This window comes from Myxococcus llanfairpwllgwyngyllgogerychwyrndrobwllllantysiliogogogochensis, from assembly GCF_006636215.1.
GTDB classification, from domain to species: domain Bacteria; phylum Myxococcota; class Myxococcia; order Myxococcales; family Myxococcaceae; genus Myxococcus; species Myxococcus llanfairpwllgwyngyllgogerychwyrndrobwllllantysiliogogogochensis.
In genome coordinates, this window is record NZ_VIFM01000156.1 from 1 (window position 1) to 26,422 (window position 26,422).

19 protein-coding genes and 1 pseudogene are annotated in these 26,422 nt (G+C 69.1%); 8 read left to right on the top strand and 12 right to left on the bottom strand.

The annotated features are described in order from the left end of the window. Together FJV41_RS53195 and FJV41_RS30925 are read left to right on the top strand one after the other, a co-directional pair. Positions 1–192, top strand: a pseudogene (locus FJV41_RS53195) (IS630 family transposase); the annotation flags it as partial. Between the two features lie 50 nt (positions 193–242). Beyond that, positions 243–1,577 (top strand): serine/threonine-protein kinase, encoded by a 1,335-nt coding sequence (locus tag FJV41_RS30925; RefSeq protein ID WP_246137543.1) that lies wholly within the window; start codon positions 243–245, stop codon positions 1,575–1,577. A gap of 6 nt (positions 1,578–1,583) precedes the next feature. Here the strand turns inward: FJV41_RS30925 and FJV41_RS30930 are convergent, their stop codons facing one another. Further along, positions 1,584–2,963 carry a sigma 54-interacting transcriptional regulator gene (locus FJV41_RS30930; protein WP_141646185.1) on the bottom strand — a complete coding sequence of 460 codons (1,380 nt, stop codon included), beginning with the start codon at positions 2,961–2,963 and terminating at the stop codon, positions 1,584–1,586. A gap of 33 nt (positions 2,964–2,996) precedes the next feature. On the opposite strand from FJV41_RS30930, the gene FJV41_RS30935 reads away from it, so the two are divergent. Further along, positions 2,997–4,388: an MBL fold metallo-hydrolase RNA specificity domain-containing protein gene (locus FJV41_RS30935; RefSeq protein WP_141646186.1), complete on the top strand. Its 1,392-nt coding sequence runs from the start codon at positions 2,997–2,999 to the stop codon at positions 4,386–4,388. An 8-nt stretch (positions 4,389–4,396) separates the two neighbouring features. Here FJV41_RS30935 and FJV41_RS53985 read toward each other — a convergent pair whose 3' ends face one another. Next, positions 4,397–7,684 (bottom strand): hypothetical protein, encoded by a 3,288-nt coding sequence (locus FJV41_RS53985; protein WP_246137544.1) that lies wholly within the window; start codon positions 7,682–7,684, stop codon positions 4,397–4,399. Positions 7,685–7,699: 15 nt separating this feature from the next. Beyond that, entirely contained in the window at positions 7,700–10,078 is a 2,379-nt protein-coding gene (locus FJV41_RS30945) for an FdhF/YdeP family oxidoreductase (protein ID WP_181791040.1), read from the bottom strand. A gap of 514 nt (positions 10,079–10,592) precedes the next feature. Here FJV41_RS30945 and FJV41_RS52550 point away from each other — a divergent pair. The 5 genes from FJV41_RS52550 to FJV41_RS30970 all read left to right on the top strand — a co-directional run bounded on the left by FJV41_RS52550 (position 10,593) and on the right by FJV41_RS30970 (position 16,315). Beyond that, the gene (locus tag FJV41_RS52550; protein ID WP_174486202.1) at positions 10,593–11,516 is read left to right on the top strand and encodes a BON domain-containing protein; all 924 of its coding nucleotides are present in this window, start codon (positions 10,593–10,595) and stop codon (positions 11,514–11,516) included. 172 nt (positions 11,517–11,688) lie between these two features. Then, on the top strand, positions 11,689–13,344 hold the full coding sequence (gene hutU, locus FJV41_RS30955) for a urocanate hydratase (protein WP_141646188.1): 1,656 nt from the start codon (positions 11,689–11,691) through the stop codon (positions 13,342–13,344). Between the two features lie 110 nt (positions 13,345–13,454). Then, positions 13,455–14,099, top strand: a complete 645-nt coding sequence (locus tag FJV41_RS30960; protein ID WP_246137545.1) for a hypothetical protein — start codon at positions 13,455–13,457, stop codon at positions 14,097–14,099. 4 nt (positions 14,100–14,103) lie between these two features. Continuing rightward, complete coding sequence (hutI, locus tag FJV41_RS30965) at positions 14,104–15,369, top strand: imidazolonepropionase (RefSeq protein ID WP_141646190.1); 1,266 nt, start codon at positions 14,104–14,106, stop codon at positions 15,367–15,369. A gap of 88 nt (positions 15,370–15,457) precedes the next feature. Continuing rightward, positions 15,458–16,315, top strand: a complete 858-nt coding sequence (locus FJV41_RS30970; protein ID WP_141646191.1) for a class II glutamine amidotransferase — start codon at positions 15,458–15,460, stop codon at positions 16,313–16,315. A gap of 3 nt (positions 16,316–16,318) precedes the next feature. Here FJV41_RS30970 and FJV41_RS30975 read toward each other — a convergent pair whose 3' ends face one another. The 9 genes from FJV41_RS30975 to tilS all read right to left on the bottom strand — a co-directional run. Next, on the bottom strand, positions 16,319–17,659 hold the full coding sequence (locus tag FJV41_RS30975) for a hypothetical protein (protein ID WP_141646192.1): 1,341 nt from the start codon (positions 17,657–17,659) through the stop codon (positions 16,319–16,321). A gap of 63 nt (positions 17,660–17,722) precedes the next feature. Further along, positions 17,723–18,202 carry a tRNA (adenosine(37)-N6)-threonylcarbamoyltransferase complex ATPase subunit type 1 TsaE gene (gene tsaE, locus FJV41_RS30980; protein ID WP_141646193.1) on the bottom strand — a complete coding sequence of 160 codons (480 nt, stop codon included), beginning with the start codon at positions 18,200–18,202 and terminating at the stop codon, positions 17,723–17,725. Further along, the gene (locus FJV41_RS30985; RefSeq protein WP_141646194.1) at positions 18,199–19,734 is read right to left on the bottom strand and encodes an NAD(P)H-hydrate dehydratase; all 1,536 of its coding nucleotides are present in this window, start codon (positions 19,732–19,734) and stop codon (positions 18,199–18,201) included. Before FJV41_RS30985 ends, tsaE begins: the two co-directional genes overlap by 4 nt. A gap of 4 nt (positions 19,735–19,738) precedes the next feature. Then, the gene (acpS, locus tag FJV41_RS30990) at positions 19,739–20,119 is read right to left on the bottom strand and encodes a holo-ACP synthase (protein WP_141646195.1); all 381 of its coding nucleotides are present in this window, start codon (positions 20,117–20,119) and stop codon (positions 19,739–19,741) included. A gap of 6 nt (positions 20,120–20,125) precedes the next feature. Next, the gene (locus FJV41_RS30995) at positions 20,126–20,851 is read right to left on the bottom strand and encodes a pyridoxine 5'-phosphate synthase (protein WP_141646196.1); all 726 of its coding nucleotides are present in this window, start codon (positions 20,849–20,851) and stop codon (positions 20,126–20,128) included. 108 nt (positions 20,852–20,959) lie between these two features. Beyond that, positions 20,960–22,354, bottom strand: a complete 1,395-nt coding sequence (gene glmM / locus FJV41_RS31000) for a phosphoglucosamine mutase (RefSeq protein WP_141646197.1) — start codon at positions 22,352–22,354, stop codon at positions 20,960–20,962. 228 nt (positions 22,355–22,582) lie between these two features. Further along, on the bottom strand, positions 22,583–23,821 hold the full coding sequence (gene folP, locus FJV41_RS31005) for a dihydropteroate synthase (protein WP_141646198.1): 1,239 nt from the start codon (positions 23,819–23,821) through the stop codon (positions 22,583–22,585). A gap of 145 nt (positions 23,822–23,966) precedes the next feature. After that, a complete protein-coding gene (ftsH, locus tag FJV41_RS31010; RefSeq protein WP_141646199.1) occupies positions 23,967–25,883 on the bottom strand; it encodes an ATP-dependent zinc metalloprotease FtsH in 1,917 nt (638 codons plus the stop codon). Between the two features lie 178 nt (positions 25,884–26,061). Then, on the bottom strand, positions 26,062–26,422 hold a 361-nt coding region (gene tilS, locus FJV41_RS31015), incomplete at its 5' end, for a tRNA lysidine(34) synthetase TilS (RefSeq protein ID WP_141646200.1).

Genomic DNA, 26,422 nt, shown 5'->3' on the forward strand with positions numbered 1-26,422 from the left:
GTGCTCACCCGCCAATGCCTGGACAGGCGAATTGGCAACAAGCTCACCTTGAAACGGGAGGTGGCCCGATGGGAGAGGATGCGCAACAAGGAGGGCGCCCGCGTCCGCTGGCGCTTCACTATAGACAGCGCCCGCACCAAGCTCGGGCGAGCATACCCCCAGGCCCAAGCAGCAGTGGCCGCTGCGGCCTGAACCCTTCAAAACCTCTGTGCCGAGGTACTAGCAGGAATCGGGGAGCGTGGATGGCCGAGATGAACGAGCGAGACGGCGCGGGGAGCCACGCGCAGGTCTCCCTGTATGGTGACGAGTTGGAGCCGGGAGCCCTCGTCGGTCCGTGGGTGGTGGAGTCCCGGGCCCACTCGGGTGTCACCGCGTCGCTCTATCGCGCCACCCATGTGGACACTCGTGCTCCCGCCGCCGTGAAGGTCGTGCGGGCCCATTTCAACCACGTGAGCGAAGTCCTCAAGCGCTTCAAGCAAGAAGCCGACACGCTCCAGACACTTCAGCATCCACACATCGTGCGCGTGCTCGAATACGGGGAACTGCGCGACGGACGCCCCTGGCTCGCCATGGAGTGGCTGGAAGGCGAGAGCCTGGACCGATGGCTCGCGCGCCGTGGACCCTTCTCGCTCGCGGAAGCCCACACGGTGATGGAGGAACTGGGGAGCGCGCTGGCACATGCCCACGGGCAGGACGTGCTGCACCGCGACCTGAAGGCCCAGAACGTCATGCTCCTGCCGCGCGCGGAGGGCTTCACCGTGAAGCTCGTCGACTTCGGCATCGCCAAGGTGGCACCCGCCGAAGGCAGCGCGGGCCTGACGAGCGCGGGCGCGGTGCTGGGAACCCCGGTGGCCATGGCTCCGGAGCAGATCCTCGGCCAGCCCGTGGACGTGCGCGCGGACCTGTATGCGCTCGGTGTGCTGCTCTATCAACTGCTCACGGGGAAGCTCCCCTTCACCGGAGAGAGCGCGGTCGAAATCGAGGAGCAGCACCTGCACGCGCCTCCACCTCGGCTGAGTGAGAGCGTGCGGGTTCCTCCCGCCCTGGAGGCCCTGGTCCGACGCTGTCTCGCGAAGCGCCCCGACGAGCGTTGGCCGGATGTCACGACGTTCCTCTCGGCGCTGCGCGCGGCGCTCGCCCCCATGGACGAAGCGACCTGGGCCGCCGGGCTCTACCTGGACCTTCGTTTCCCGGCGTCACACGAAGACCCCACGGACGATGCGCTGGACGCGAGGGACACGGCCTTGGAGTCGAGCCGCGAGCTGCTGGAGTCCGCGGGTTGGACGCTGGCCGTGGAAGGCGGCAATGCCCTCCTCGCCTGGCGCGAGCTTCCCTCGGAGGCATCGGCGCGGACCGCCGAGCGCACCGCGTGTCGGAGGCTGGCACAGCAGGTCCTCACGCGAGCGATGGCCCTCGCTGGCGACGCGCTCGAGACACGGCTCTATCTCCATGCCGCGCCCGGCGAGCTTTCAACGAACTCGCAGGGCGGGCGACTCGTGAGCGGCCCCCTGTCCCGATTGGAGGGGTGGGCCACCGGGGGCGCACCCGGCGCGGTGACGGAGCGAGACGCCGACTGATTTGGCTCAGGTCCGCAGGCCGCGTCGACGAAGCAGGCGGTACAGGTACACGCGGTCCATGTCCGCGGCGGTGGCGGCCTGCGACACCTTGCCGCCGTGGAGCTGCATCAGCGCATCCAGGTACTCACGCTCGAAGATTTCGAGCGCCCGGCGACGGGCCTCCGCATAGGGCTGCTTGGGGTCCACCATGCTCCCGAGGACACCCTGCGCACCAATCTGCTCCGTCGTCGGAGGCATGGCGTCCTGGAACACGAGGCAGCGCTCCAGGTGGTTTCGCAGCTCGCGCACGTTGCCGGGCCATGCGGCGTGCTGGAGCTGGTCGATGAATTCGGGCGTGCTCAGGGCCGCGACATGCTCGGGCTCCGCGCCGAACGCGGCCAGGATGCGCTCGGCGATGAGGGGGATGTCCTCGGGACGCTCCCGCAACGAAGGGATGAGGATGCGCACCACCGCGAGCCGGAAGAACAGGTCCGGACGGAAGCGACCCGCGTTCACCTCCGCGCGCAAGTCTCGATGGGTCGCCGCGATGACCCGCACGTTGACGGGCTGATACGTGTTCGAGCCCAGCCGACGAATCTCGCGCTGCTCCAGCACGCGCAGCAGCTTCGGCTGAAGCTCGGACGGCAGCTCGCCCACTTCGTCGAGGAAGATGGTGCCGCCATCGGCCTCCTCGAAGGCGCCGATGCGCCGCTGGAGCGCGCCCGTGAAGGAGCCCTTCTCGTGGCCAAACAGCTCGCTCTCCAGCAGGTTGCCGGGGATGGCGCCGCAGTCGACGGTGAGGAACGGGCCGGACGCACGGGCTCCCGCGCGATGGATGGCCAGGGCCGCGCGGCTCTTCCCCGTCCCTGTCTCTCCTTCGAGCAGCACCGTCGCGTCACTGGCGGACGCGCGCTCCATGAGCGCGAAGCTCGCGCGGGAGACGACGGAGGTGCCCACCAGTTCGCCGAAGAAGCTGCGCTCGGAAATCTGGAGGCGATTGCTCTCCGGGCTGAAGTCGAAGCGCACGCTGACGCGGCCCAGGCGAAGTACGCTGCCACCGCGCAGGTACGCCTCGCGCACGTGGACGCCGTCGAGCACCGTGCCGTTGAGACTGTCCAGGTCCCTCACGCGCGCGCCATCGCGGTCGACCCGCACCTCGCAGTGGAAGCGCGAGACGGTGGGCTCCTCGATGACGAAGTCATTGAGGGCGTGCGAGCCGATGGAGAAGGTGTCGGCGTTGGAGTCCTTGGACTGCCCGGGCTGCGGGCCCTCCAGGACGGTGAAGCGGAAGCGACGGACGGCACCGGTGAAACCAGGGCGACCGGAGCCGGTGGGCCGAGTCTGCTGGGCGTCCTCGCCCTTCGAGGGGGTGCGGTCCGCCCCGGGGGGCCGCTCGGAGATGCTCATGGGCGCCCCACGCTAGCACGGTAGGATGCGCCCATGGCCTCCCTCCATTTTCTCGGCGCCGCCGGAACCGTGACGGGCTCGAAGTTCCTCCTCGAGCATGATGGCAAGCAGGTCCTCGTCGACTGCGGGCTCTTCCAAGGCCAGAAGGAACTGCGTCAACGCAACTGGGAGCCACTGCCCCTGCCCGCGCGGGAGATCGACGCCATCGTCCTCACGCATGCCCACATCGACCACACCGGTGGGCTCCCCCGGGTGGTTCGAGAGGGCTACGACGGCCCCATCTACACCACGCCGGGCACGCGGGATTTGACGGCCCTCTTGCTGCCGGACTCCGCGCACCTGCACGAGGAGGAGGCCCGCTATGCGAACAAGGAGGGCTACTCCAAGCACCGCCCCGCCCTGCCCCTCTACACGGTGCCCGACGCCGAGCGCGCGGTGGAGATGATGGAGACCTTCGGCTACGAGCGGCCGAAGGAAATCCTCCCCGGTATCACCCTCACCTTCTACCGGGCGGGCCACATCCTGGGCTCGGCGGTGTGCGTGTTCGATTTGAAGAGCACGCGTCAGCGCGTGGTCTTCAGTGGGGACCTGGGGCGCTACAACGCGCCCATTCTCAGAGACCCGCAGAGCGTGGACTCGGCCACGACGCTGGTGGTCGAGAGCACCTATGGAGACAGGCAACACCGCGACACGAAGCCCGTGGATGCGCTGTGCGAAGCGGTGACGGGCGCCTTTGAGCGGGGTGGAGTGGTGGTGATTCCCGCGTTCGCGGTGGGACGCACGCAGGAGATACTCTTCCACCTGCGCAATCTGGAAGAGGCGAAGCGCATTCCAGAAGTGGATGTGTTCGTCGACTCGCCCATGGCGTGTGACGCGACGCCGCTGTACCTGATGCATCCCGAGGAACATGACCTGGTGATGAAGTCGATAGTGGAGCGCGGGGCGTCTCCGCTGGCGACTCGGAGGACTCGGTTCGTCACGTCCGCGAAGGAGAGCAAGCAACTGAACCAGCACCAGGGGCCCGCGGTCATCATCTCCGCGTCCGGCATGGCCACGGGTGGACGGGTGCTGCACCACCTGAAGCACCGGCTGCCGGACCCGCGCAACACGGTGCTCTTCGTGGGCTATCAGTCCGTGGGTTCGCGAGGTCGGCGGCTGCTCGATGGCGAGAAGGAGACCCTCATCCACGGGCAGCGTGTGCCGGTGGCCGCGGAGATTCACACGGTCAGCGGCTTCTCGGCACATGCCGACTGGACGGAGACGATGCGCTGGATGGAGGGCTTCGATTCTCCGCCGCGCCAGACGCTGCTGGTCCACGGTGAGCCGGAGGCCCTGGAGGCGCTCCGGCGGCGTGTGCAGGCCAGGAGCTGGAACGCCTACGTGCCCGGCTACATGGAGAAGGTGGAGCTGGATCTGTCGGTCTGAGCCGTCGGCTAGGACTTCTCGGTGCGGGCGCCTGTCCGCACCGACCAGCGGACGATGAAGGCCGGTCCGTCCTTGGCGTGACCGGATACGTGCGCCAGCAAAGCGGGCCGAGCGTCACCGGTCCAGAGGCTCACGAAGTCGCCCATCCACCAGTGGGCCAGGGAGCGCGCGGCGCGGGCCACCGTCTCCCGTGACACTTCGGACAGCGAGCGCTGGTCTTCCATCAGCTCGCGCACGAGACGAGCGGGCAGCAGCCAGCACTCGGCGCGAGGGATGGGCGGAACGAGGAAGAGACAGAAGGCGGCGTCGGTCCGCGAGAGCATTCCATCGAGTTGCTCACGTCCGAGCTTGAAGTGAGGCAGCCACTGCCCTTCACCACGTTGCTCCAGCTTCACCACCTGCACGAGCACCGCGCGTTCGGTGCGCACGAAGCCGTCGACGTCCGCATCGAGGACGAAGGCGACCTCGGGTCCGGAGGTGGGCCGAGAGGCGGCGCCCTTCGCGGCTCGCTTCCTCTTCGGCGCTCGTGGACGAGAGGGAGCCTCCGTCGGCGTTGCCTCCTCGACCCACCGTGATTCGGCGGCGGAGGTCGTCCCCGGAGCGAGCAACGGGGGCAGTGGTTCCGTGCCGTCGGGTGGATTCTCGGCGGGTGTCGCCGAATCTAGAGGAACGTCGTGTCCGGGCGAGACGAATACCTGAGCATCGTCGGCTCCTGAGACCTCCGTAAGTTCGCCGGAGTGCTCGCCAGGAGTCACCGCCTCGGAAGCAGTGGCCTCGGCGGGCTGTTCTCCCCACTGCGCTGCGTCCATTCCATCGACTTCGTGCTCACCGTGCGGCCTCTCGTCGGACACGAGCGCTGCGTCCTGGCCTGCGACAGAACGAGCCCCCAGAGCCCCTTCGTCCGAAGCAGCCACATCGTCACGCGTATCCGCCGAAGGCGCTTCAGCCAAGACACTCAACGCACGCCCAGCTGAAGTGGCTTCGTCGGAAGCAACCCCGTCGCCCTGCGTGTCCGCCAAAGGAGATTCGACCTCAGCCGTCGGCGTGAGCTCGATTGGCCCGGCTTCGTCAGAACCACCAACGTCAGCCAGCGTCTCTGACAGCGGTACTTCGGCCTGGAGAACCAAGGCGCTCACATCACCCGGTTTGCCATCAGCCCCAGAAACATCCGCGGGCGCATCGGTCAGAAGTTCGGCGCGGTCATTGCTCTCCGGGCTCGCGCCCAGCGTCTCCTCGTCGGGAACAACAACATCCGGAGGCGCATCTAGCGCGCTCGAATCCTCCGGCCCTTCGCCGGCGAGAGCGCCATCCGCGAACGGTCGCACGGTCTCCGTCCTTGCCAGGTCCCCGCGATGAGCGTCCTCGTCGCTCGCGACATCGACCGCCACCTCTGTGACGGTTCCCTCAACCTCGGCAGTGGGGGCCTGCGCGTCCGCGCTCGCCAACGCGCTGGCCTCGCCGCCAACCTGTCCCTCCGTCGGAGGAAGCAGTTCCTCGGGCACGATGTCCGCCACACGGCGAACCGTCAGCTCGAAGTCCAGCGGCGGCGGCTGGCCTTGCGCCAGCAAGGTCAACAGGTCCGCCTTCACGCGACCCATCTCCCCACTCAGGCCATCCAGCAGCGAGGCAACCAGTTCCTCCGTGTCCTCACGAAACCGCTCCGGGTAACGCGTGGCGAAGTCCGTCTCCACCCGAGTCACCGCGCCCAGCAGCAGTTCCTCCAGGTCGCGATCTCTCAGCCACGTCCGCCCAGCCAGCGGCACCGCGCGAGTCACATGCAGGTGCCGCAGTGCCTCCGTCAGCGAAGCCGGAGCGACCGCGCCCGTGGGCTTCACGCCGGGCCCTTCCTTGCCCGTGCCCTGAAGCCACCGCTGCAACGTGCGCACCCGCAACCGCACTCGCGACGACGGGTGGTCCTTCAGCTTTCGCACCTGCCGTCGGTCCGTCTCCGTGCGCAGGAGCGACAACACCGTCAGCTCCGCCTCGGACGACGCCGCATCCGGCGCGCACCACAGGAAGAACTCGATGGCCGCCTTGCGCAGCATGGGCTTGCGCCCCACCCGCTCCGCCACGTCCTCGCGCCACGCCGCCAGCTCATCCATCCCCGGACGCGCATCCACCGCCACCAGGCGAGGCCACAGGTCCGCGCACTCCTCCGCCAACCAACACAGCTGCACGAAGCCGGGCGCCAGCGGTTCCAGCTTCGCCCGCGTCCGCTTGCGCCGCTCGAACGCATCCGTCAGGCCCTTGCGTACCGACGCACGGAACAGCCGTTCCTCCAACCACACCAGGGCCAGCACGAGCCCGGGCTCACCCTTGCGCAGCGTGGCCTGACAGTGGTCCAGCACAAACCGCACGGGATCCAGGCTCGCGGCCACCTCGAAGTCGCTCCCCACCAGCGCGCCCATCGCCCCGCGCAGCCCATCCACCGGCGGCGCATCGAAGCGCGCGAGCAGCTCGCACAGGTTCTCCACCACGGACGTCGGCCCGCCGACTTCCAACGTCCGCGCCAGCAACAAGCCCGCGCGAGCACACCACTCCGGCTCCTTGCGGCCATTCGGATAACACGCCAGGAAGCCGCGCATCGCACCGCGGCCGTCAGGCGAAGTCGCCAGGGCGAACAGCCGCTCCGCCAGGACCTCCGACGCCTCCTGCCAGGGAATGCGCGAGGCCCGAGTCCGGATGAAGTCCGCGAGCCTGTCCCGTCCCGCCTCGGCGGTCGCCGGCAGGAGCGCGCGAAGCTGCTCCAACATCCCGATGGCCTTCGCTCCCGTGGCCATCACCCGCTTGAGGTCCACCTCCACGCTGTCCTGGAACCGCAACGCCCGCCCATCGAACGAGCACGAGACGTCTCCCACCAGGGTCGCCAGCGAGTCCGGGTGCCGCTTGAGGTAGCGCGTCAGCACCGTCGACACGGAGGCTTCGGTCTCCCGTCGCACCCGCCCCGTGATTTCCGCGTCTCCCGCCGCTCCAAGCACGTCCAGCATCTGGGCCTGTCGCGACAGCAGGCGCTCCAGCAATCCCGGTGGCGGCGCCGCATACGGCCACAGCAGTTCGCTGCACGAGCCCACCAGGAACAACAACTCCGCGAGCCCCCGCGCGCCCGAGGCCATGCGCTCCCACGCGGCGAGCTGCGCCTGGTTGCGCTCCTCCAGCGAGGCTCCACGCACCCACTGCGCGAAGGACTCCGTCCATTGCGCGGACGCCGACACCGCCTCGGCATCGGACGTGCGCGAGACTCCCTCATAAAGCGGCCGGAGCGACTCCGGCCACGCGGCCTCACCGGACGGCTGCATGCGCGCTCACGGACCTCATGAAGTCGAATCCTCGACCAGGGCCGGCGCGTCCACGGACGGCGCCACGGTGATGACCACGGACTTCGAAGCAGGCGTGCGACTCTTCTCAGCGAAGCTGTCCACCGGCACCAGCACGTTCGTCTCGGGGAAGTACGTCGCCGCGCACCGACGCGGGATGTTGTACGGCACCACCACGAACCTCCGGGCCACGCGAGTCTCTCCCTGGAAGTGGCTCGTCAAGTCCACCACCTGGCCCTCGGAGAGGCTTCGCTCCTGGATATCCTTCGGGTTCATCAGCACCACGCGCCGACCTCCCCGAATGCCACGGTACCGGTCATCCAATCCATACACTGTGGTGTTGAACTGGTCATGCGTCCGCAGCGTCATCATCAACAACTGCCCGGGCTCCAGCTCCTCGCGAGGCATGGCGTGCACCGTGAAGTGCGCCTTGCCGCTCGCGGTGGTGAAGCGTCCCTCGCGAGGCCCATTCGGCAGGAAGAACCCTCCGGGCTCGCGCACGCGACGATTGAAATCACCGAAGCCCGGGATGACTCGCGCGATCATGTCCCGGACACGGTCGTAGTCCTCCACCATCGACCGCCACTGCACCTTCGAGCGCGAGCCCAGCACCGCCTCGGCCATCCGCGCGACGATGTCCGGCTCACTGAGCAGGTGCTCTGACGCCGGAGCCACCGCGCCGCGCGTGGCATGCACCACGCCCATCGAGTTCTCCACCGTGACGAACTGCGCCCCACCCGCCTGCACGTCCCGCTCGGTACGTCCGAGGCACGGGAGGATGAGCGCCCTGCGCCCATGCACCAGATGCGCACGGTTGAGCTTGGTGGAGACATGCACGGTGAGCCGGGTGCGCCGCAAGGCCCGCGCCGTGAGTTCCGTGTCCGGCGTGGCCGACAGGAAGTTGCCGCCCATCGCGAAGAACACCCGGACCCGGCCCTCGTGCATGCCGTGGATGGTGTCCACCACGTCCAGGCCATGGTGGCGCGGAGGCTCGAAGTCGAGTTCCCGGGCCAGCGCGTCCAGGAACTCGGCCTTCGGCCGCTCCCAGATGCCCATGGTGCGGTCCCCCTGCACGTTGCTGTGGCCGCGCACCGGGCAGACACCCGCGCCAGGCTTGCCGATGCTGCCCCGCAACAACGTGAGGTTGACGATCTCCTGGATGTTGGCGACCGCGTTGCGGTGCTGGGTGAGCCCCATGGCCCAGCAGAAGATGATGCGCTCGGAACGGGCGAGCAGCTCCGCCGCGTCGAGAATCCGCGCGCGCGGCACACCGCTGCGCTCCACCACGTCGTCCCAGCTCACTTCAGCGAGGTGGGCCGCGTACGCCTCGAACCCGAGCGTCTTGTCCTCGATGAACGAGCGCGCCACCACGGTGCCGGGCTTCAGCGCCTCCAAATCCAACAGCGCCTTGCCCAGTCCCTGAAGCAGCGCCACATCCCCGTTGATGCGGACCTGGAGGAACTGGGTGTTGAGCGCCGTACCCGGACCGAGGAGCTGGAACACCTCCTGCGGGTGCTTGAAGCGATTGAGCCCCGTCTCCGGCAGCGGGTTGATGCTGACGATTTCACAGCCCCGGCGCGCGGCGGCCTGGAGCGTGGTGAGCATGCGCGGGTGGTTGGTGCCCGGGTTCTGCCCGATGACGAAGATGGCCTGCGCCTGGTCGAAGTCCTCCAGCGTGACGGTGCCCTTGCCAATGCCGAGCGTCTCGCTGAGCGCCGTGCCACTGGACTCGTGACACATGTTCGAGCAGTCCGGCAGGTTGTTCGTGCCGAACTGCCTCACGAACAACTGGTACAGGAACGCGGCCTCGTTGCTGGTGCGCCCCGACGTGTAGAAACACGCGGCGTCCGGCGTCTCCAGCGCTTGGAGTTCCTCGGCGACGAGCGCGAAGGCGTCCTCCCACGAGATGGGCGTGTAGTGCGTGGCGCCCTCGCGCAGCACCATCGGGTGCGTGAGTCGTCCCTGCTTGCCCAGCCAGAAATCGGATTGGGCACACAGCTCCGCCACGCTCCACTGCCGGAAGAAGTCGGGCGTCACGCGCTCCGTCGTGCCCTCTTCCGCCACCGCCTTGGCGCCGTTCTCACAGAACTCCGCCACGGAGCGATGTCCCGGGTCCGGCCACGCGCATCCCGGACAGTCGAAGCCGTCCTTCTGATTGACCTTGAGCAGCAGGCGCGTGCCACGCACGACCCCCATCTCGCCCCACGCATGCTTCATCGTGGAGATGACGGCGGGAATACCGCCCGCGACCCCGGACAAGGGGCCCACCAGGGGAGCCCGCGGCTCCTCGGGCGGCTGAACGGGAGGAAGCAGCGGCGTCAGCGCCGAGGCGGGTGCGCCCTGCGTCTCCTCGTCGTCCCGCTGTGCTTCGGCCATGCCCCGCCCTCCAGGTGCCATGCGGACGATTGCCCGACCGTGGCGCGCGCGAGTCTACCCCTCCCGGGCCTCGCGGGTATGTCTGCTCGAAGCGACCCCTCTCGTTGTCCTCATTCCCGCCCGGCCCGTGCCTGGACGGCCGACAGGGCGAGGCTGCGTTGCCAGCGATGCACACGGTCAAAACCCTCTGGAGACAGGGCCCACGGGCGAGCCGATACGCAAGGAGACGCACGACATGAGCAGGCGCCATGAGGACTCCGGCAGGCGAGGCGGAGAGCGACACGGTCGGGGGGCCTCCCACGAGGACCTTGAGGGGAGGCGCCATTCGGGCAGGGGGCCGGACGAGCACGGGACAAGGCACGCGGAAGGAGCCGACCCACGAGGCCCACCCCGCCACGAACACCACGAGCACCACCCAAGGGCCGGCCGGGACTCCCACCGCTCGGACTGGGATGCGCGCCGAGACTACGAGCACCCGTCGAGGGACTTCGCTCGCGACAGCAGCTACCGCACGATGCGGGGCGACCGCGACACGCTCGACTACGAAATCGACCGGGACTTCGGTGACGCCGCGCGGGAGCTGGACAAGGCCCGGGAGTACGGCCGGGATTATGACCGCGAGCGCGAGCTGGACCGTCGTGCCCGACTTCTCGACCCGGAGCGGATCGCCCGGCGACCGGGGTACAGCCCCAGCGGCGTCTTCCGCGACCTTGGTGAAGGTGACCCTCGCATCGGGCGGGGCGACGAGCGCCTCCGACGAAGGGGCCCCTCCGAGGAAGGGGGCCGACAGGATCCGCGCGGCGCATCCGCTGGAGCACATCGCCAGGGCGCCGTGGGGCACGGACACTCGCGCCATGGCCTGCGCGGCTCCGATTCATGGGACGAGCCCGAGGCCTGGATGGATGAGCTGCGTGAGCTGGGGCCTCGCGACAGGCCGGCGGAAGCGGACGTGCGACAGGGCGGCACCCAGCCTTCGGGCCATGGGCCGGGCATCGAGAACATGGCCCCGCCCCAGCAGGGCTTCTCCACCAGCATGTCGCGCGGAGACGACCACGACATGGGCCACGGCGGCTTCCTCGGCGGTGGCTACCGACCTCGTGCCCCGTCACGCCCCACGGGGCGCGGCCCGCGCGGCTACCAACGCGGCGACGACCGCATCCGCGCGGACATCTGCGACCACCTGATGCGCGCATGGATGGACTCCGCCGACGTGGACGTCCAGGTGGAAGCCGGCGTGGTGACCCTGCTTGGCCGCGTGCGAGGTCGCGACGAGAAACGCGCCATCGAGGACGTCGCCGAAGCGGTACTCGGCGTGAAGGAGGTCCTCAACCACCTGCGCCTCCACCGAAGCGAGGGGGCATCGCACCCACCCGCGTCACGGGCGCCGCTCGACGCACCAGCGCAGGACCCGGACGAGGACGGTTCGTTGCACTCCTGAGACGAGTCTCGGCCCCGCGCGTCATGAATCTGGCCCCGTCCCACCTGGGGACGGGATTTTCCGGGCCTCCATCGGACACTGTGGCGTCGGGCCTCACGGTGCTGTCCCCGCGCCGCGCGGGTTCGGCTAGTGTGCCGGGCCTTTCCGCCAGCCACACCTCAGGAGCCTGTTCATGTCCCGCGTCATCCGCGCCCCCCGTGGTTCCACCCTCTCGTGCAAGGGTTGGGTCCAGGAGGCCGCGCTCCGGATGTTGATGAACAACCTCGACCCGGATGTCGCCGAGCGCCCCGAGGACCTCGTCGTCTACGGCGGCACCGGCAAGGCCGCCCGCGACTGGCCGTCCTTCGACCGCATCGTCTCCAGCCTGCAGAGCCTCTCCGATGAGGAGACGCTGCTCGTCCAGTCCGGCAAGCCCGTGGGCATCTTCCGCACGCACCCGGATGCGCCGCGCGTGCTCATCGCCAACTCCAACCTCGTGGGCCGCTGGGCCAACTGGGAGCACTTCCACGAGCTGGAGAAGAAGGGCCTGATGATGTACGGCCAGATGACGGCCGGCTCGTGGATCTACATCGGCACCCAGGGAATCCTCCAGGGCACCTACGAGACGTTCGCCGCAGCGGGCCGCTTCCACTACGGCACCGAGGACCTGGCCGGCCGCCTCATCCTCTCCGGCGGACTGGGAGGCATGGGCGGCGCGCAGCCGCTGGCCGCCACCATGAACAACGCCGTGTTCCTCGGCGTGGAGATCGACCCGTGGCGCGCCCAGCGTCGCGTGGAGACGCGCTACCTGGACGTGGTGGCCAGGGACATCGACGAGGCGCTGGCCCTCGCGAAGGACGCGCAGCAGAAGCGCGTGGGCCGCTCCATCGGCATCATCGGCAACGCGGCCTCGGTGTTCCGCGAGCTGTACCGCCGGGGCATCAAGCCGGACCTCGTCACGGACCAGACGAGCGCGCACGACCCGCTCCACGGCTACATCCCCACGGACCTGTCCCTGGAGGCCGCCGCCGAGCTGCGCACCCGGGACCCCGAGGGCTACGTGCGCCGCGCGCGCGAGTCGATGATTCAGCACGTGGAGGCGATGAACGACTTCCAGCGCGCTGGCAGCCACGTGTTCGACTACGGCAACAACCTGCGCGGACAGGCGCAGCTGGGCGGCATGGAGAACGCCTTCGAGTTCCCCGGCTTCGTGCCCGCGTACATCCGCCCGCTGTTCTGCGAGGGCATGGGCCCGTTCCGCTGGGTGGCCCTGTCCGGAGACCCGGAGGACATCCGCCGCACGGACCGCGCGGTGCGCGAGCTGTTCCCGCAGAAGGCGTCGCTCCAGCGCTGGCTGACCATGGCGGAAGAGCGCGTGGCGTTCCAGGGCCTGCCGGCGCGCATCTGCTGGCTGGGCTACGGAGAGCGCGCGAAGGCGGGCCTCGCATTCAACGAGCTGGTGCGCAAGGGCGAGGTGAAGGGGCCCATCGTCATCGGGAGAGACCATCTGGACTGCGGCTCGGTGGCGTCGCCCAATCGCGAGACGGAGGCGATGAAGGACGGCACGGACGCGGTGGCGGACTGGCCCATCCTCAACGCGCTGGTGAACGCGGTGAACGGCGCGTCGTGGGTGTCCTTCCACCATGGCGGCGGCGTGGGCATGGGGTACTCGATGCACGCCGGACAGGTCATCGTCGCGGACGGGACGGCGGAGGCCGCGCGCCGCATCGAGCGCGTGCTCACCAGCGACCCCGGCATGGGCGTGCTGCGCCACGCGGACGCCGGCTACCCGGAGGCCATCGAGGTGGCCAAGGAGCGCGGCGTGAAGATTCCGGGCATCACCGTGTAGCCTCCGGAGTCGCCATGCCCCACCCCGCGCGCCCGAGAGTCGTCCTTCCCCTGGCCCTTGCTCTCGGTGTGCTCGCGGGGTGTGCCCCGACGGCCGTCGGACCCATGGTCATGCGCCTGGGTCCGGGGGCCGCGGAGCAGCGCATCCTCCAGGCAGGCATCCGCAGCGGCCCCCGCCTCAGCGCGCCCATCGCCGGCACGCAAGGGGTCGTCAGCGTCGACGAGCGCTTCCGGGGAGACGACGCGAGCTTCTCCACGCAGCAGTGGGGACTCGCGTTCGACGCCGCGATGACGTGGCCGCTCACGGAGCGGCTGCACCTGCACACCGGCATCCAGGGCGAGATGTTCCTGCCCCTGCCCGTGCCGGGCTACGGCGTCTACGCGGGCGCGTCGTATTACCTCGGCTCGGAGCAGCTAGGCGTGGCGCCCTCGTTCGCGCTGCGAGGGGCGTCCGACTTCGGCATCACCTCCAGCAAGGGCGGGCCGGGCAGCATGGCCGGCGCGGAGGCGACGTGTGCCTTCAGCTTCTCGCCGGAGCCGGGCGTGTCCGTGGGATTGGTGCCCTTCGTCGCGGTGCACACGCTCGCTTCGCATGGCACGAGCCAGGGCTCCTTGTATTACGGCGGAGTGGTCGCCGCCCGCTTCACGTGGAGGTGGTTGGACACGCTGGAGCTGTCCGGCGGTTTCGGCCGGGCGAAGGTTGGCAACAGCGCGAGCTGGAACGTCCCCATCGTGGGCGTACGCGGAGGTCGTTGACGCAATGGATGCGCTGGAGCTGCTGGTCCGCAACACGTCCGAGGTCCTCACCCTGGAAGGCACGCACCGCGAGCGCGCGGAGACAGCGCTCACGCCGAAGCCCGGCGCCTGCGTGGGCGTGCGCGAAGGCCGCATCGCCTTCGTGGGCGCGGAGTCGGAGCTGCCCTCGGGGGCCGTGAGCTCGAGCACGGTGGTGCTGGATGCCGAGGGAGGCTTCGTGGGCCCCGGCTTCGTGGACCCGCACACACACCTCGTCTTCGCCGGAGAGCGCTCCGCCGAGTTCGACCTGCGCAACCAGGGCGCCACGTACCTGGAAATCGCCAAGGCCGGCGGCGGCATCGTGAGCACCGTGCGCGCCACACGCGCCGCCAGCGAGGACGAGCTGGTGCGCCTGGCCCTGCCCCGCGTCCAGCGACTCCTGGAGCAGGGCGTGACGGTGGCCGAGGTGAAGAGCGGCTACGGGCTCGACTTGGAGAACGAGCTGAAGATGCTGCGCGCGGTGCGCAGGCTCGGCGCGCTGACGCCCGTGGAACTGGTGCCCACGCTGCTGTGCGCGCACGCCATCCCCCAGGAATACCGCGAGCGCCGCGAGGACTACGTCCGCCTCTGCATCGAGGAGATTCTTCCGGCCGTCGCCCGAGAGGGCCTGGCGCGCTTCTGCGACGTCTTCGTCGAGGACAGCGCCTTCACCGTGGACGAGGCCCGTCGCATCCTCACCACCGGCCGCGCGCTGGGACTCGTGCCGCGCCTTCACGCCGACCAGCTCACCGCCCGAGGCGCCTCCGAGCTCGCCGCGGAGCTGGGCGCCGCCACCGCCGACCACCTGGAGCAGGTCACCGACGCCGGCATGCGCGCCCTCGCCGACGCCAACGTCACCGCCGTGCTCGTGCCCACCTCCACCCTCTTCCTGCGCATGCGCCCCTACGCGCCCGGACGCCGACTCCGCGACGCGGGCCTCAACATCGCTTTGGGCACCAACGTGAATCCGGGCTCGGCCATGAGTGAAAACACGGCCTTGGCGCTGGGACTGGCGTGCCTGGAGAACGGGCTGAGCGCGGCGGAGGCCTACTGGGCCGCCACACGCGGCGCGGCGCTCTCATTGGGACTGCAACGACATGGTCGGCTGGCCGTGGGTGATGCAGGCGACCTGGTGCTGTTCAGTTGTGCGTCTTTCCGCCATCTGCCCTACCATTTAGGCGTAGGGCACGCGCGAACGGTCGTGAAGGCCGGGCGCGTCGTGGTGAGGCAGGAGCTGAATTCCTGCGGGTGAAGCGACGTCGTCTGGTGACACGTGCGTCGCACGGGAGGGCAAGAGAGCTTCCCGTCGGGGCCGGCCGTTATAAGTACCAACTGCAGCCATGTGCCGACTTTTTGGATTTCGTTCTTCAGTGCCTTCCGCCGTCCACCCTTCGTTGGTGACGGAGAAGAACTCGCTGCTCATCCAGTCGCGCGAGCACAAGGATGGGTGGGGAATCGCCGCGTACGGTGCGGAGGCGCTACCGCTGGTGGCCCACGGTGTGGGGCCCGCGCACAGTGACCCTGACTTCGAGCGGGTGAGCAGCCGTGTGTCCTCACACACGGTGGTGGCACACATCCGGCTCGCGTCGGTGGGCGCGGTGGAGCTGCGCAACTCCCACCCCTTCCAGCATGGCCGGTGGACCTTCGTCCACAACGGCACGGTGCGGGAGTTCGCGAAGCACAGCGCCGATATCGAAGCCCTCATCTGTCCCACGCTGCGCGCGGGCATCCAGGGCACCACGGACAGCGAGCGCTGCTTCTACGTCTTCCTGACCCGGCTGGCCGCCCGGCATCCCATCGCCCATCCGGTCCCCGTGGAGGGCGTCGCCCGAGCGCTCGCGGAGACGATGAGCCTGGTGTCCGCCATCACCGACGAGCCGCAGGTGCAGCCGCGCTCGGCGATGAACTTCCTCGTCACCGACGGCGAGGTGATGGTGGCTTCGCGGCGCAACCGGACGCTCTTCGTGTCCACCGGTGGGGCTCGCTGCACCACGGGCGCCCTGCCCGAGGTGGGCACACGGCTGGAGCAGCTCATCGTCTCCAGCGAGTCACTGTGCGGCGGGCCGTACTGGACGCCCGTGGGCGAGGAGGACGTCATCGGCGTGGACGCCGGCCTCGTCTTCCATCGCTGGAGCGTGCCGGAGTTGGCGGGGGATTTTCAGCCTCCCACGCCGGGCCCCACGCGCCACGCGGCCTGAACGTCAGGGCACCACGGAAGGCTGAAGCTCGCGCAGCGCGGGCACCAGCTTCTCGCGGATGGCCACGACGCGCTCGAACAGCCAGAAGCCGAAGGGCTGGATCTGCTCGGGCGCCGTGGGCTCCTCGGGCAGTTCGGGCTCGTTCTCGTTGAAGCGGTGGATGCCGTACTCGCCTTCGGTTGTCTGGGAGCGCCGGTCGAAGAGGAAGCTCGCGCCGTCGTGCCAGCCCCCGTGGAAGACGAGGGCCTGCGCGAGGCCTGGCACCGGCTCGTCCAGGTTCTCCGCCAGTTCCTTCACGTTGTACTCGTGGGCGTTGATTTCGAGCACGCACGACCCACCACCGCTGACGTTGCCGCTCAGGTGCGTCGTCACGTTGCTCGGTGCCATCGCCACCCATGTCGCGGTGCCGTAGCGGCGCATGAAGTAGTCGAAGGAGGAACCCGCTGCTTCGACGGCCTCGGGCTTCGTCCATCGCCCGAAGCGCTTCTCGTGCATGGAGCGGAAGAACTCGCTGCCGTACCCCATGCGCTCGAGCCGAGCCCGGTCCTGGGTTGGGTCGATGAGTTCGACGACAAAGTGGCCCACCGGCAGCTTGTGGTGCAGTTCGGTGAGGAGGGCCACCGCGGCGTCCACGGCCTCGTGCGCCGTCGTGGGCCGGGCCACGGACGACAACTCCACCCACGGCGACTGAGACGGGGGCGCGGGGTTCTCTTCCCGCGCGGGGGGCGTCGAGCACGTGAAGGCGGACAGGCCCTCCTGCTCCAGGTTGAAGAGCCGCTGCTCCGCCGCGATGAGCGCCTCTTCGCGCGTCGCGAACGGAGTGCGCTCCTCTTGAGAGGTCTTCTCCAGCCCCGCGACGCGCACGGAGACCGTGTGGAGCACCGCCCCGTCGACGCTCACCGTCTCGGAGCGAAGCAGGCCCGACTGCGTGACGCGCAGCTCGCGCCGCACCAGCCTGTTGGAGGACACGTTCCATCCCAGGCCGGAGTGGAAGCCGAGACGTCCGTAGTGGAGCACCAGGGCGTCGACGTCGGACAAGCGCACCCGCGACTGAGTCACGCGTCCGCCCAGCATTCCTCGCGTACAGATAGCTCCGTCCTCGTAGAGCGCGACCTCCACGAAGAGGCCCTCTAGCCGCGACACGAGGAAGTGCCGCTGGCGCGCGACGGATGGCGCGGGCATCGCGTTGAACTCGAGCAGGGTCTCCCGAGTCCACACCTGGAGCCGGTTCTCGCTGTCGTAGAACCAGCACTCCTCGGGCACGTCCCACACTCGCACCCGGTCTCCGGGCGCGATGGCCCGGCCGCGATTGAGTTCACGTATCGCCGAGTAGCTCCGCGCCATGCTCTCGCTCCTCCAACATGAGGCCCTCGTGGGCCTGAAGTCGATGCGTTGCCCGACGCGGGCTCAGGGCAACCACGCCGTCAGCAGCGCCACCGACCGGACACCGAAGGCCTCCGCCTTGAGGGAGCGCGCATCCCCGCCCGCGTGGGCCAGGGTGACACGCAGGTGCTCGGTGGGCGCCGCCTCCGGCACGCGATCCAACCACTCCACCAGCACCGCGCCCTCCCCTCCGACCAGGTCCATGAAGCCCGTGGCGTAGAGGTCGTCGTAGCCCGTCAGGCGATACAGGTCCGCGTGGTAGAGCGGAATCCTTCCCGAGTACGGATACACAATCGCGAACGTGGGGCTGGCCACCTCGGAGCGAGGCACATGCGCACCCTCGGCGACTCCGCGCACCAGGTGCGTCTTGCCCGCGCCCAGGTCACCAATCAGCCCCACGAAGTCGCCCGGCTCCAGGAGCCCGCCGAGCCGCACGCCGAGCCGATGCGTCTCCTCGGGTGAAGCCAGCGTCAGGGTCCGCGTCACCAACTCTCCGTCACTCATCGACCCCACCTCACCCACAGCTCGCAGAGGCCCTGCTCGATGAGGTCCCCCGCCACCAGGCCTAGCTGTCCGCGTCGAGCCGCGGCCAGGTCTCCCGCCAGTCCGTGCGAGTACACCGCCGTCCAGATGGCGTTGGGCAGAGCAATCGCCTGAGCCAGCAGGGCTCCACACACACCGGACAGCACGTCACCGGAGCCGCCCGTGGCCATGCCCGGGTTGCCCGTGGTGTTGATGAAGACGCGGCCATCCGAGTGCGCCGTCAACGTCCGGTCACCCTTGAGCACCACCGTCACGCCGAGTCCCGAAGCGAGTCGACTCACGACCTCCAGTCGCTGCGACTGGACCTCCCGGGTCGATTTGCCTGTCAGCCGGGCCATCTCCCCCGGATGCGGCGTGAGGACCACGGGCCCCTTCGCGCGGCGCAACACGGAAAGGTCATCCGCCACGGCGTTCAAGGCGTCCGCATCCAGGACCGCCGGAATCTCCAGGCGCGACAGCAGCTCGCCAATCAGCGCGCCCGTCCCAGGCCCGCGTGGAATGCCGGGCCCCATCACGAGCGCGTCCTTCCCCTCGGCGGCGGCGAGCAGCGCGTCCAGGTCTCCCATGCCCAGAGGCCCCGCGGCCTCCAGCGGGATGCCCATGATTTCAGCCGAGTGCGACTGCACGGCCTCCAGCGCATCGCTCCGCGTGGCCACGGTGACGAGTCCCGCGCCGCTGCGCAGCGCCGCCTTCGACACCAGGGCCGCGGCGCCCGTCTTGCCCCGACTGCCCGCGACGACCAGGACATGGCCGTACGTGCCCTTGTGCGTGTCCGCCTTGCGCACCGGCAGGGTGCCGCGCGCGTCGGACTCCTCGACCACGAAAAGCTCGGCGCCGGATACCTCGCGAGCGGACGCGCCGCCCATGCCGATGTCCACCCGCCGCACGCGTCCGCACAGCGTCGCGCCGGGCTCCAGCACCTGCCCTGGCTTGAGAAATCCGAAGGCCACCGTGGCATCCGCCTCCACGCAGGGAGAGAAGGACTCGCCCGTGTCGCTCTGGAGGCCGGACGGCACATCCGCCGCGACGACCCTGGCACCCGCGCGCCGCCAGCGCTGGATGGCGGAGATGGCCTCCGCGAACGCCCCCGCGGGTGCCCGACTCAGTCCCGTTCCGAAGAGCGCGTCCACCACCACGTCCCCCGCGCTCGGCGGCTCTAGCGACTCCAGGGCGCGCGACACACCGCCGAAGCCGCGCAGCGCCTCCAGGTTGCGCTCAGCCTCGGGCGTCAGCTTCGCCGGGTCTCCCACCAGCGACACCGACACCTTCGCGCCCCCTTCCATCAGGAAGCGTGCCGCCACCAGGCCATCCCCGCCGTTGTTGCCCGGCCCGCACACCACCACGAAGCGGCCACCAGGCCCGGCCAGCTCGCGAGCCACGTCAGCGAGCCCCCGCCCCGCGTTCTCCATCAGCAGCGCGGAGGGCATGCCGTGGCGCTGCTCGGCGGCCTCTTCGGCCTGACGCATCTGGGCGGCGGTGAGGACGCGCAACATGGGTTCAATCCCCTTTCGACTGGAGGACCACCGTGGCGGCGGCCACGTCGGCATCGTGGGTGAGCGCGAGGAACGCCTCCAACCTTCGCGCCTCCATCACTTCGAGCGCCACGCCGGAGAGGGCGAAATACGGCGCCCCTCCGTCGCGGCGCACTTCCATGTCCTTCCAGCGGATGCCCGGAGGCGCGCCCAGCGCCTTCACCAGCGCCTCCTTCGCCGCGAAGCGCGCGGCATAGGCACTGGCGGCGTCATGGCGCTGGCCACACAGGGCGCGCTCCGCCTCGGTGTAGACGCGGTTCAGGAACGGCTCCGCGCGAGGCCCGTCCATGATGCGCTGGATGCGGGAGATGGAGCAGATGTCCAGGCCCAGGCCCCGGATTCCCATGGCGCGCTATCCCGGGTTGCGCATCAGGTCGAGCATCTCCCGCACCGCGCGGTCGAAGCCCACCAGCACGGCGCGCGCGACGATGGCATGGCCGATGTTCAGCTCGTCGATTTCGGTGATGCGGGCGATGGGCTGCACGTTGTCGTAGTTGAGCCCGTGGCCCGCGGCCACGCCCATCCCCAGCTTCGTGCCCGCCTTGGCCGCATCGACGATGCGCGCCAGCTCGCGCGCGCGCTCCTTCTCGTTGCGCGCCTCGCAGTAGCGCCCCGTGTGCAGTTCGATGCGGTCCGCGTTCACCTTGTGCGACGCGCGCACCTGGTCCAGGTCCGGGTCGATGAACAGCGAGACGGTGATTTCGCCGTCCTTGAGGTTCTTGATGATCTTCGCGACGTGCTCGCGCTGACCGGCGACCTCCAGGCCGCCCTCCGTCGTCAGCTCCTCGCGGCGCTCCGGCACCAGCGTCACCACGTCCGGCTTGTGCTCGTAGGCGATCTTCACCATCTCCGTGGTGGCCGCCATCTCGAGGTTCAGCAGGGTCTGCGTCGTTTCACGCAGGATGCGCAAGTCGCGGTCCTGGATGTGGCGCCGGTCCTCACGCAGATGGATGGTGATTTGCTGCGCGCCCGCCAGCTCCGCCATGGCCGCGGCCGTCACGGGGTCCGGATAGGTGGTGCGCCGCGCCTGCCGCAGCGTCGCCACATGGTCCACGTTGACACCCAGTCGCTGTCCCATCGACCGCACCTCGCTTGATGCGCGGTCCCGGGATTGTCGGGGGCCCCGGCACGCGCTGGCCCCTCTAATCGCGGCCAGCGTCCGGAAGTCAACCGTCGTGAACGACGACTAGCGATTGCACGCCTTGGACAGGGCCTCGGCGATGTCCTTCGCGTAGGCCTCGTTGCGCGTGGCGTCCTCGCCTTCGATGAGAACCCGGACCTTGGGCTCGGTGCCGGAGAAGCGGACGAGCACGCGGCCGGAGTTGCCGAGCTTCTGCTCCACGGACTTGATGATTTTCATCACCTCCGGCATCTCGCCCAGCTCCTTCTTCTGCTTCACCACCACATTGACCAGTGTCTGCGGCACCGGCTCGAAGATGGAGGCCAGCTCGCTCAGGGGCTTGCCCGCGCGGCACATCACCGCGAGGAGTTGGAGCGCCGCCAGCGTGCCGTCACCCGTCGTCGTGTGGTCCAGGAAGATGAGGTGGCCGCTCTGCTCGCCGCCCAGGTTGTAGCCGTTGCGGCGCATCTCCTCGACGACGTAGCGGTCACCCACGCGCGTGCGAGCCACCTTCACGCCCCAGCGCGCCACCGCCCGCTCCAGGCCGATGTTGCTCATCACCGTGGAGACCAGGACCTTCTTCTTGAGCTGCTTGCGAGCCATCAGCTCGCCGGTGCAGATGGCCATGATGGCGTCGCCATCCACGACCTTGCCCTTCTCATCCACGACGATGAGCCGGTCTGCGTCGCCGTCCAGCGCGATGCCCAGGTGGGCGCCGTGCTTGATGACCGAGCGCGCCAGGTTCTCCGGGAACAGCGCGCCACACTTGTGGTTGATGTTCTTGCCGTCCGGCGACACGCCCAGGGTGATGACCTTGGCGCCCAGCTCCTCCAGCACCGCGGGCGCCGTCTTGTAGGCCGCGCCGTTGGCGCAGTCGACGACGATGGTCAGCCCCTCCAGCGTCAGCTCGCGGGGGAAGGTCGCCTTGAGGAACACGATGTAGCGGCCCCGCGCGTCCTCCATGCGGAACGCCCGGCCAATCTTCGTCGCGGTGGGGCGGATGGAGTCGATGGCGCCCGTGGAGAGCAGCTCTTCAATCTTGCCCTCCGTCTCGTCCGGCAGCTTGAAGCCGTCGCGCCAGAAGAACTTGATGCCGTTGTCCTCGTACGGATTGTGGGACGCGGAGATGACGGCGCCGGCGTCGGCGCGCATGGACGTGGTGAGGTTGGAGATGCCCGGCGTCGGCAGCGGACCGACAAGCTCCACGTCGACGCCCATGGACGTCAGGCCCGCGGCGAGCGCCTGCTCCAGCATGTAACCGGACAACCGCGTGTCCTTGCCCACGATGACGCGGTGCCGGTGCGGCCCGTTGCGGATGAGGAACGCGAGTGCCCGCCCGAGCTGCATCGCCACTTCCGCTGTCATCGGGTAGACGTTCGCCTTTCCGCGAACCCCGTCCGTACCGAACAGCTTCTGTGTCGTGCGCTCCTCCTTCGGAGGCATGTTCATCCTGTACGCCATGGTGCCGCTCCACCTTTCCCACGCCGGGCCTGTGCCGGTCGCTCGACGTCGGGGCTTATACCCCGCCCACCGCCGGGGCTCGAAGGTAGGGCCCCAACGCCTCCCTGGCAACGGCCCGGCCTTGCAGGCTCTATCACCCCTGAACAACGGTGCGAAAACGATACCAGGACCCACCCGCGGGGCCCACACCACGAGGGCCGCGCCGCGTGGCCCCTCGTCCACGCACGCTCAGCGTCCGAGCAGGGTGCCTCCATCACGGGCGGACCGGATGGCATCGGCGACCACGAGCGCATCACGCGCCTCGGCCACGTCGTGGACGCGGACGACATCCGCGCCACCCAACACTGCCATCGCCGCCACGGAGCCCAGTGTCGCCGCGAGCCGCTCGCCCGCCGGCTTGCCGCCCGTCAGCGCCCCCAGGAAGCCCTTGCGACTGGTGCCCACCAGCAGGGGCAGGCCCGACACGCGCAGCTCCCCCAGACGCCGCAGCAGGTAGAGGTTGTGGTCGAACGTCTTGCCGAAGCCAATGCCAGGGTCCAGCAGGATGCGCTCGCGAGCGACGCCCGCCGAGGTCGCCAGCCGCACCGAGTTGTCGAGGAAGTCGAGCACCTCGTCCATCAGGTCCTCGTAGCGCGGAGCCTGCTGCATGGTGTCGGGTGTCCCCTGGATGTGCATCAGGCAACAGGCGGCGTTGGACTCGGCCACGGCGCGGGCCAGCTCCGGGTCCGAGCGAAAGCCGGTGATGTCGTTGACCAGATGCACGCCTGCCTTCAGCGCCGCGCGCGCCACCGCGGCCTTCGTGGTGTCCACCGAGAGGGGCACGAAGGTGCGAGCGCGAAGGCCCTCGATGACCGGCAGCACGCGGGCCACCTCCTGCTCGGCGGTGACGGCCTGGGAGCCGGGGCGCGTGGACTCACCGCCCACGTCCAGCAGGTCCGCACCCGCCTCCGCCAGGGCGAGTCCATGCGCGATGGCCGCCTCCGCGCTCAGGTAGCGGCCCCCATCCGAGAAGCTGTCCGGCGTCACGTTGACCACGCCCATGACGTAGGTGCGCGAGCCCCACTCGAACGTGCGCGCCCCCAGCACCATCGACCCGGGCGACTTCCCAGCATCCAGGCCGCGCGCCAGCGCGCTCGCCAACTCCTCGAGCACGCCGCCCTCGCCGCGCGCCAGGGCCATGAGCCGCTCGAACTGCTCGCGACGGCCCGACAGCAGCCCCACGCCGGGGCGTGAGCGCACGTCACCGGAGACCCACGAAGGATGCTCCTCGCGTCCAGGCACGAGGGCCCGCTCGGGGAGCGAGTGGAGGAAGCTGCCCACGTCCTTCGTCAGGCCGGTGAGCAGGAGCTGCGCGTGCGGCAGCTTCTCCAGCAGGTACTCGCGCGCGGGCGTGGGCAGGCCCATGCGCCGGAAGGCCAACGTCAGGTCCTCTGGACGGTCGGCGCTGATGGGGCGGGCACGAATCATGGGAAGTGACTCCAGGGCACCGCGCCACCCTACCCCGTGAGCCACGCGCCTGGCCGCTGGAAGAAAACCCGAGCGCGCGGCCCGCAAAGCAGAAGGCCCTCCCCGACAGCGGGAAGGGCCTTCGTCACTTCGGACAGCGGCGAAACTACGCCTTGTTCGGCTCCATCTTCGGCAGCCCATCCAGGGCGTCGAGGATCTTCCGCTTGTCCTTCTTCTCCGTCGCCTTCGGGGGCGCATTCACGCGCGGGGGCGGGCGCTCACGGGTGAGCTGACCACCCTGCAGGAGGATGTTCACGTCCTCGGCGTCCAGCGTCTCGTACTCCACCAGGGCGTCGGAGACGCGGTGGAGCGCGTCCAGGTTCGCCGTCAGCAGGCCCTTGCCGCGCTCGTAGCAGCCCACCACGATGGCGCGAACCTCGGAGTCGATCTCCCGCGCGGTATCCTCGGAGTAGTCCTTGGACGAGTTGAAGTCGCGGCCCAGGAACACCTCGCCGTCGCTCTTGCCGAACGCCAGGGGCCCCAGCTTCTCGCTCATGCCCCAGCGGCACACCATGGCGCGCGCCGTCTCGGTCGCCCGCTCGATGTCGTTCGCCGCGCCGCTGCTCATCTCGTTGAAGAGCAGTTCCTCGGCGATGCGGCCACCCATGGCCATGGCGATCTGGTCCAGCATCTGCTTCTTGTACCCGTTGACCTTGTCCTCGGTGGGAAGGCTCCAGGTGACGCCGAGGGCCTGACCGCGCGGGATGATGGTGACCTTGTGGAGCGGGTCGCACCCCGGCAGCAGCTTGGCGAGCAGCGCGTGCCCCGCCTCATGCACCGCGGTGTTCTTCTTCTCCTTCTCGGTCATGATCATCGACCGGCGCTCCGGGCCCATGAAGACCTTGTCCTTGGCGGCCTCGAAGTCGCTCAGGTCCACGCGCTCCTTGTTCTGCCGCGCGGCCATCAGCGCCGACTCGTTCACCAGGTTCTCCAGGTCCGCGCCCGTCATGCCCGGCGTACCGCGAGCGATGACCTCCAGGTCCACTTCCGGAGCCAGCGGCACGCGGCGGGTGTGCACCTTCAGCACGCCCAGGCGGCCCTTCAGGTCGGGACGCGGAACCACGATGCGGCGGTCGAAGCGACCCGGACGCTGCAGCGCGGGATCCAACACGTCCGGACGGTTCGTCGCGGCAATCAGGATGACGCCGTCGTTGGACTCGAAGCCGTCCATCTCCACGAGGAGCTGGTTGAGCGTCTGCTCACGCTCGTCGTGCCCACCGCCCAGACCGGCGCCACGGTGACGACCCACGGCATCGATTTCGTCGATGAAGATGATGCAAGGGGCGTTCTTCTTGCCCTGCTCGAACAAGTCGCGGACTCGGCTGGCGCCGACGCCCACGAACATCTCCACGAAGTCCGAGCCGGAGATGGAGAAGAACGGCACGCCCGCCTCGCCGGCCACGGCCCGCGCGAGCAGCGTCTTGCCCGTTCCCGGGGGGCCCATCATCAGCACGCCCTTCGGGATGCGACCGCCCAGCTTGGTGAACTTCTTGGGGTCCTTCAGGAAGGCGACGATCTCCTCCAGCTCTTCCTTGCACTCGTCCACACCGGCCACATCCGCGAAGGTGACCTTGTTGTGGCTCTCGCTCAGGAGCTTGGCCTTCGACTTCCCGAAGGTCATCGCCTTGCCGCTGCCCCCCTGGAGCTGGCGCATGAAGAAGATGAAGAAGAGGAACAGGAAGACGACAGGCATCCACTGACCAAGGATGGTCAGCCAGAGGCTGTTCTGCTCCTCCCGCTCATACTTGACGTCCACTCCGTTGTTGCGGAGCTGGTTCAGCATGGCCGCGTCCGGCGCGGGGCCCGTCGTGCGGAACTTCTCGCTCGTGTCGACGAACTTGCCGGAGTAGGTGTTGCCCTTGACCGCCACTTCCTTGACCTTCTTCTCCTCCACCTTCGTCAGAAGCTGGGTGAAGGAGGGCTCCTGGACCTGGTCGTTGCCCTGGGAGAAGAAGTTGTAGAAGGCGACGAAGAGGACGATCAGGATGACCCAGAGCCCGATGGTCTTGTAAGTCGAACGCACGTGTCAGCTGCCCTTTCGGTACTCGGCGGGATGAGGGCCGCGCCGGGAGAAACCCAGCCTTTTCAGTCGTTTGCCCGACACCAGGCGAGCTCCCCTGTCGTCGGACCGTATCAGCAACAGCAAAACGCCCTCAACTATTTAGGGGCCGCGACCAACCCCCGACAACTCTCATTCCACTCTATAACGAAGGGGTCCGCTGAATGCTCGGACCCGGGGGTGTCGCCCACAGGTAGTGTCCGGAAACATCCGCCCTGCCGGGCGGAGGCATCCAGAGTCCCGGAAGCCACACCACCGTGCCCGAGGCGTCCAGCACCACCGGCCGCGAATCTCTCGACTCCGCGGGCACTCGAAGATCCACCAACACATCCTGAAGCCGGCGTTGTCCCGCGCTCATCCGGACCTTGTCCCCCGGCTTGCGTGTCCGCACGGTGAGCGGCCAGTTCACATCCCCCGCCAGCGCCAGCCCATGCACTCCCTCGGGAGGCGCGTGGACCGCCACGCGGAACGCCCACCCCGTCCCCTCCAGCACGCCCGTGGCC